At 67.9% G+C, this 6,853-nt stretch carries 4 protein-coding genes, 2 pseudogenes and 1 CRISPR repeat array; of the genes and pseudogenes, 1 reads left to right on the top strand and 5 read right to left on the bottom strand.

Annotation, left to right across the window (positions count from 1 at the left end; genetic code table 11):
• The 5 genes and pseudogenes from cas3 to AC3ET3_RS35580 all read right to left on the bottom strand — a co-directional run.
• A pseudogene (gene cas3, locus AC3ET3_RS35600) lies at positions 1–1,434 on the bottom strand (CRISPR-associated helicase Cas3'); the annotation flags it as partial.
• A 130-nt stretch (positions 1,435–1,564) separates the two neighbouring features.
• On the bottom strand, positions 1,565–2,467 hold the full coding sequence (locus AC3ET3_RS35595; protein ID WP_432159222.1) for a CRISPR-associated endonuclease Cas3'': 903 nt from the start codon (positions 2,465–2,467) through the stop codon (positions 1,565–1,567).
• A 169-nt stretch (positions 2,468–2,636) separates the two neighbouring features.
• Positions 2,637–3,336: a CRISPR direct-repeat array (repeat unit 29 nt; unit sequence GAGTTCCCCGCGCGAGCGGGGGTGAGCCG).
• Between the two features lie 537 nt (positions 3,337–3,873).
• Positions 3,874–4,869, bottom strand: coding sequence for a hypothetical protein (locus AC3ET3_RS35590; protein ID WP_432140164.1), 996 nt, complete (start codon positions 4,867–4,869; stop codon positions 3,874–3,876).
• Between the two features lie 236 nt (positions 4,870–5,105).
• On the bottom strand, positions 5,106–6,017 hold the full coding sequence (locus tag AC3ET3_RS35585) for an IS3 family transposase (protein WP_435613680.1): 912 nt from the start codon (positions 6,015–6,017) through the stop codon (positions 5,106–5,108).
• Positions 6,014–6,346 (bottom strand): transposase, encoded by a 333-nt coding sequence (locus AC3ET3_RS35580; protein WP_432159272.1) that lies wholly within the window; start codon positions 6,344–6,346, stop codon positions 6,014–6,016. Before AC3ET3_RS35580 ends, AC3ET3_RS35585 begins: the two co-directional genes overlap by 4 nt.
• Before the next feature lie 71 nt (positions 6,347–6,417).
• On the opposite strand from AC3ET3_RS35580, the pseudogene AC3ET3_RS35575 reads away from it, so the two are divergent.
• A pseudogene (locus AC3ET3_RS35575) lies at positions 6,418–6,853 on the top strand (ISAzo13-like element transposase-related protein); the annotation flags it as partial.

Here is a 6,853-nt window from a genome sequence, read left to right as displayed (position 1 = left end):
CAGATCCTGCCCGATGTCCTTTGGGGCCTTCACACGCACCATGTCCGCCAGCTGAAGCTCGGCCGCCTCCTCGGCACGCCGCGCAGCGTCAGCGGCCGCCAGTTCCCTGGCAGACTTCTCATCGAGATCGCCGCCGAACTCCTCGGCGTACACGGCGTCGACGAGTTCCTGCACATCCCCCGGCACGTGCACCAGACCCCCCGCACGCTGCGCCAGCAGCTCACTGGTACGCCGCAGCAGCGCCTCGTGGTACACCGCGCCCCACGCTCTCGGCTGCTCGAACTCCCCCTCGCCGTTCACCGGATTCAGCACCACGATCCGGGGATGTCCAACGGCCCAGGCCGGCCGGTGCGCACCGTGCAGGTCATACCCGTCCAGCTTGTGTCGCTGGCAGCGGCCCGCGCGCTGCAGCACAAGAGCCAGCGGCGCAATATCCGTGATCAGCAGGTCGAAATCGAGGTCGAGTGACTGCTCCACGATCTGGGTGGCGACCAGGATGGCCGCCTTGGGACGCTGCCCCGTCTTCCCGAACGAGGTCTCGCACACCTCAGTGATCCTGCGCCGGTCCCGGGCTCGGTAGCGGGAATGCAGCAGATGCAGGTCCGGCACCTCGGCTCCTGACTCCGCCCGTTGCGCAAGCCACGCCTGGACAGCTACAGCGGTCTCCTGTGCCTCGGCCACCGTCGTACAGCACACCAGCACGGTGCCTTCGCAGCCCTCGACGGCCGGCCGCAGCAACTCTTTGATCACGGACCAGCGATGCCGCACATCACCAGCCTCCACATCCCTGCGCACCGGCAGCAGCCTGAACTCCAGGGCCCTCTCCCGCTCACTCGGTACCCCGCGCGGCTCGCTCACGGCGCCACCGGGCGCCCCGTCGACGTAGACCCAGCCCGGATAGCGCGGCTGCATTGCCTGCGGCAGCTCATCGGCTTGGCCGCAGCCCCGTCGGTAGGCCTGCAGCAGCGAGCCTGCCGTGCTCCCGGTCAGCGTCGCGGACAGCACCACCACCGGCGCCCCCATCGCACCAAGCCATTCCAGCAACCGGAGCAGCAGAGCGTGCATCCACGGCCCGTACGCGTGCGCCTCGTCGATGACCAGGACCTTCCCCGACAGGGCCAGCAAACGCAGCGCGTTGTACCGCACAGGCAGAACCCCGGCCAGCGCCTGATCGATCGTGAACACGCTGAGAGGGGCGAGCATCCCGCGTCGAGTCGCACGGAGCCACTGGGCCGCCTCCACAGAGGCATGCTCGCTGGAGAGCACCGGGCCAGCAGTGGCTGCGGAACCGGCCGCATCCGTCACGGTGTCCGCACTCAGCCAGGCCATGCTGTGCACCCGGGTCAGGGCCGCATCACCGCCCAGCGTCCGCTCGGCGAACACCCGCACCCGCTCGTACATGGCGTCGGCTGTCGCCATCGTGGGCAACGAGAACCGACTCCGTTCGAGCCGGCGGCACGCATCAGCACACTCGCCCCGAACAGCGCTGCCTCGGTCTTGCCGTCGCCTGGCGGAGCCGTCACCAGCAGAAGTCCCGGCCCCCGCACCAGATCAGGCAACTCCTTCACCAGGGACGCCTGCAAAGCAAAGAGTTCGGCTCGAAACCGAACATCTCCCTGAACGACAGGTCCCGAACGACGGCCCGGCCCAGACCCGCCTCACGCACCACCGCCGCAGCATCCTTCACCGAACGCTCCCAATGAGCCAGCAGTCCCTTGTCGTCAGCGCTCCAACCTGGGGCAGGAATTCGCTGCACGATGAAGGTTTCTTGACTGGCCAGCCAGTCCGCGACGATCACCAGCCCCGCCACGACCACAGCCACGGAAGCGGGAAGCTGCCGCGGCGGTACGACGGCACTTTCTGTCATCCGCCTGACCGCCTCAGCGTGAGCCCGGCACTGCTCCTCCCACACGCCCGCCCCGAGACCGGGATGGTTCGCCCTAGGCCGGCGAGCCTGCTGCCGCGACATCGCCGGCCAGAACCGGCCGTGGTGGCCGCCCAGCATCTGCGCGATCTGATGCCCCACCCCACGGTGGGCACCCCGCGGGTTCGCCGGATAGCCGAACTCCTCGAAGATCCCCACCAGCACCCAGTGCGTGGCCTCGTCATGCCTCAGAGTCAGCGCATCACGCAGTTCCTCCGCCGAAGCTGGCCCGTACGCAGGATCCGCAGCCTGCAACGCCGCATACAGATCAACGCACTTGCGCTGGAACGCTGGACTGATCTTGCCGAGGTCATGCAACCCAGCCCACATGCAGACCAGTTGCCGCAGTTCGTCAGCCGCAACCCCCACCTCACCGCTGAGTCGCTCGACGACCTCGTGGCTGAGCAGACTGTCCCACAACGCACCAGCCATCGCGGCCGTATCCAGCAGATGACACACCACGGGATATGCACGCGGCAGCCCGTGCTGCTTGCCCCACAGTTGAGGATCGACGAGCGCTAAAGTCTCACTGTCGCTTGTCATCGTGCGCGGCTCCAGGCTATGGAGGTGGACCAGTGAGAGGCATCTCACCACACCCCACTGACAACGCCCGCTTGAGCGGTGACCGCTTACTCATCCAGCTCCATCTGGAAGGCGCCGCCATGCAGATAACGAATTGGCCTACGCTCCCAATATCCGCAGGTCACCAAGTGAGTTCCCCGCGCGAGCGGGGGTGAGCCGACGAGACGGTGGGGCGCTCCTCGTCCAGCAGCGAGTTCCCCGCGCGAGCGGGGGTGAGCCGTCCATATCGAACGTGCGGGCTGTGACGCAGGCGAGTTCCCCGCGCGAGCGGGGGTGAGCCGATCATGCAGCGGATCGGCTGACATGGTGGCGCGAGTTCCCCGCGCGAGCGGGGGTGAGCCGAACGGCCTGGTGGCAGAACGGGTCTACGTCGCGAGTTCCCCGCGCGAGCGGGGGTGAGCCGATGACGACCTCACCCACGCCCGCGCGGTAGACGAGTTCCCCGCGCGAGCGGGGGTGAGCCGGCCCAAGGCGACTGGCGGCAGGTCGACCGCTTGAGTTCCCCGCGCGAGCGGGGGTGAGCCGCGGGGGGCGCGGGAGAGGCGTCCGGCGCGCAGGAGTTCCCCGCGCGAGCGAGGGTGAGCCGTGACCGCGTGGCAGGCCACGCCGCCCGGTCTGGAGTTCCTCGCGCGAGCGGGGGTGAGCCGGCCCTCGGCATCAAGTCGCCGTCCACGGTCATGAGTTCCCCGCGCGAGCGGGGGTGAGCCGTCGCCGCCGAACTCGGCATCACCCGCGAACACGAGTTCCCCGCGCGAGCGGGGGTGAGCCGGTCACCGATGACGTCGGCTACAACGTCGGCGTGAGTTCCCCGCGCGAGCGGGGGTGAGCCGCCGGTCCACAAGACGCGGAGCCCGTCCCGGGCGAGTTCCCCGCACGAGCGGTAGCGGCTGATGAACTTGGCCGCGTTGACACGGCGGTGGGCCATCGAGTCCTCCATGGACTTCGTGTGCAGTCGTTCCTCGGCTGCATGAGGCCCCGCGCCTGAACACAATAGAAGCACCCTCCGTACGGATCCCGAGGCGCAGGCTCTGCAGCCGACGCCGGACAGTACGGCTGGGCCAGCATCCTCAAGGCCTGGGAGGAGACCAGCGCCGGCCGTGGGCGGTACGGCCGCGGGGCCCGGCGACGGTCTTCACCGTGCCGGGCCGCACGGGCGGGCTACCGGCGGTTGCTGCGCCATTTCTCCCAGAGAGGCCCAACGGCCACTGAGAGCAATCCCACGGCAGCGGCAACCAACGCCGAGCGGAGCGTGACCTCTCCCTCGAAGGCGAACTGCATAACGAGCAGGATCGCAACGACGCTGGCAAAGGTCACGGCTGCGCTACGAGCAGTGCCCACGGGTTCTCCTCGCTCTGAGTTCTCCGGCGTTAGCATGCGACCTTCTTCCACTCGGGCCAACCGATGACGACACCGATCGGGGCGTAGGGCAGCCGGATCTGGACACAGCGGTTCTGGCTCGCGGCGTCCTTGAAGGTCTTCCGCACGCTCTGGGACGCCGCGCCAAGGGTCCCACGGCAGATGGTCCGCACGGGCATGTTGCGAACCCGGTTCGGGACCTTCTGGCATGCAGCGACGACGGCGGCTGACGCGTCGGTGTACGGGGCGATGGAGGCTGTCTCAGAACGGTTGAACTTCACGTAGATTCCGCGGCCGAACGAGACCTTCGGGTCGGCGACCACAGGAAAGGCGGTGTTCGACGTGATGTGGATCTGCTGGATGAGCGTGTTGCCCTCCAGCCGGTAGGTGGTGGGAACGTCGTTGCCGGAGGCGTCTTTGGCCCACGGAGCGTCGATGGCACCGATGGCCACGCTGGTGTCGGCGTCGATACGCTCGACGATTTCGTAACCGCCGTCGGCGGTGGCCACCAGTTCCGAACCAGCTGGGAGGTCCAGATCGAAACGCTGGTCGGCAGGTGCCTTGCTGTCCTTGAGGGTGATCAGACTCCGGAACGCGCCGCCGACCGTGGGCTGGACCGACAGGTCGGTAGAGGGAGCGGCGTCCGGATACACGGTCGTGCCGGCGGCGCTCTCGACACCGGCAACACTCTTGGTGCTCGGAAGTGCGACGCCAATCGTCGTCCCGTCCGGCGCGATGGTCTCTACCTTTCCGTCGGACACAGCCGGAACGGTCAGGGTGATCTTTCCGTCGGTCGTGTCCGTCACTACCCTGCTCGCCTCGTCCCTGGCGCCCGCCGTGGTCGGCACGAGGTCGTGGGTTCCTGTGATGCGCTCGACAATGGCCGCGGCCCTGGCGGGCTCCGATGCCGTTGCGTCGGCAGCCGCGGGCGAAGTCATGTTCAACGCGAGCCAGCCGCTCGCCGCAACGGCGACGGATCCGCTGGCTATTCGCTGTCGGTAACTCATATGTGCATCCCCGGTTCAGAGTTTCGAAGACGTCGGACTGCAGCCGCTCACATAGACTCGGGGCAGTTGACGTCCAGGCCCGTATTGCGCCCCTTGGTCGGGAGGGCGCCATGACCTTCTTGATCACGAGCAACGTATCCCGGCCTTCGCCGCAATCACTGTGACGGAAGGCACAATTCCGCCTCAGGTCTTGCTCAACGATGTGTGTGTCAATCCCCTCGAACTGTGGAGATCTTCTAAGCGGCCAGTTCCAAGACGGAGTTGGCCCGGTGGTCGTGCTCGTAGTCGATCGGACTCTGATATCCACACACGCTGTGTAGTCGGTGCACGTTGTAGAAGCCGGTGATCCAGGTCGCGATCCGCAGCCGGGCCTCGGTGCGGGTGGCGAACGTGTGCCGGTGGACGTACTCGACCTCGAGCACGCTGTTGAACGCCTCGCTGACGGCGTTGTCGAAACACGACCCGACGCGGCCCATGGACTGGGTCACGCCCAAGCGGCGACAGGCCCGGCGAAAGCGCCGGGAGCCGTATTCGCTGCCGCGGTCGCTGTGGAAGATCACGCCCTTCACGTCACCGCCGCGGGTGGCCGCGGCCATGTTCAGGGACGCCACGACCAGTTCGGCGTCATGGCGTGCGCCCATCGCGTAACCGAGCAGCCGGCGCGAGAACAGGTCGATGACGGTGGCCAGGTAGAGCTTGCCCTCACCGGAGGTGATCTCGGTCATGTCGCCGCACCACACCTGGTCCGGAGCGTCCGCGGTGAAGTCCCGCCGCACGAAGTCCGGGGCCGCCGGCCGTTTGCCGGGCCGGGTCAGCCCGCGCCGTCGGCGGACCTTCCGTCCGGCCAGGCCGAGTTCGGCCACCAGACGGGCGACAGTGTTCACCGAGACCCGCCAGCCCGCGCGGACCAGGAGGAGCCAGACCTTCGGGGAGCCGTAGGTGCCGCCGGAGCCCTCGAAGATCTGCCGGATCACGTCGGCCAGCTGCCCGCGCCGGATCTCACGCGCGGTGGTGGGCTTGTCGCGCCACTTGTAGAACCAGGACTCCGACACCCCCAGGACACGGCAGGCCAGACGGTGCGGGACGCAGTGCTCGGTCCTCTGGTTACCGATGAACGCGGCCAGGGCGGCCGGGTCCGTCACGGTCACTTCACCCAGAGGACCATGCATCGCTTGAGGACATCACGCTCCATCTCCAGCTCGCGTATCCGCTTGTTCTTCTCCGACATCTCCCGCCGCAACCGTTCCAGCTCGGCGCGCTCGGCCTCGCGCATCCGTCCACCCGGCGGCGCGGGCTCGGCCGGCCGGTCGGACGACGCCGACCCGTTGCGCCGCCACCGCGACACCCAGCTATGCAACGTGCCGGAGTGCACGCCGAGTTCCTCGGCGACCTCCGGGATCGGCCTGCCCGTCTCGATCACGATGCGTACAGCACCCTCACGAAACTCAGGCGTGTACGTCCGTTGCTTGGACCCCATGAACCCCAACTTCCCCTGCAATCACGGACTCCACGCTACGAGGGGAGGGACGCGTGGCTCGTTGATGTGGTATGCGCATCCCGGACGAGATCTGTGCCCAACTCGCCATGAGGTTCGCGGTGTTGTTCCCGCATCTGGATGAGCGACAACGACGGCTACTCATGGCCGCAGAGGCTCGTGTCCTGGGACACGGTGGTGTTCGGGCCGTTGCGCGGGCGGCCTCGGTGAGTGAGACCACGGTCCGCAAGGGCGTGTCCGAGTTGGAGGCCGGCGAGGAGCCTCTGGGGCGGGTGCGGCGGCCGGGCGGAGGCCGCAAGGGGGTCGTAGATCTCGATCCAGGGCTACGTCCGGCCCTCCTTGCGCTGGTCGAGCCGGACGAGCGAGGCGATCCGATGTCACCACTGCGGTGAACGGTGAAGTCGACCCGCACGCTGACGCGGGAGCTGGCCCGGACCGGGCACAAAGTCAGTGCGGACACCGTCGCCGACCTGCTGCGGGAAGAAGGCT

This window comes from Streptomyces sp. bgisy159 (genome assembly GCF_057707805.1).
The sequence above is the reverse complement of the archived record's forward strand: the minus strand, read 5'-3'. Positions and strand labels throughout refer to the sequence as shown.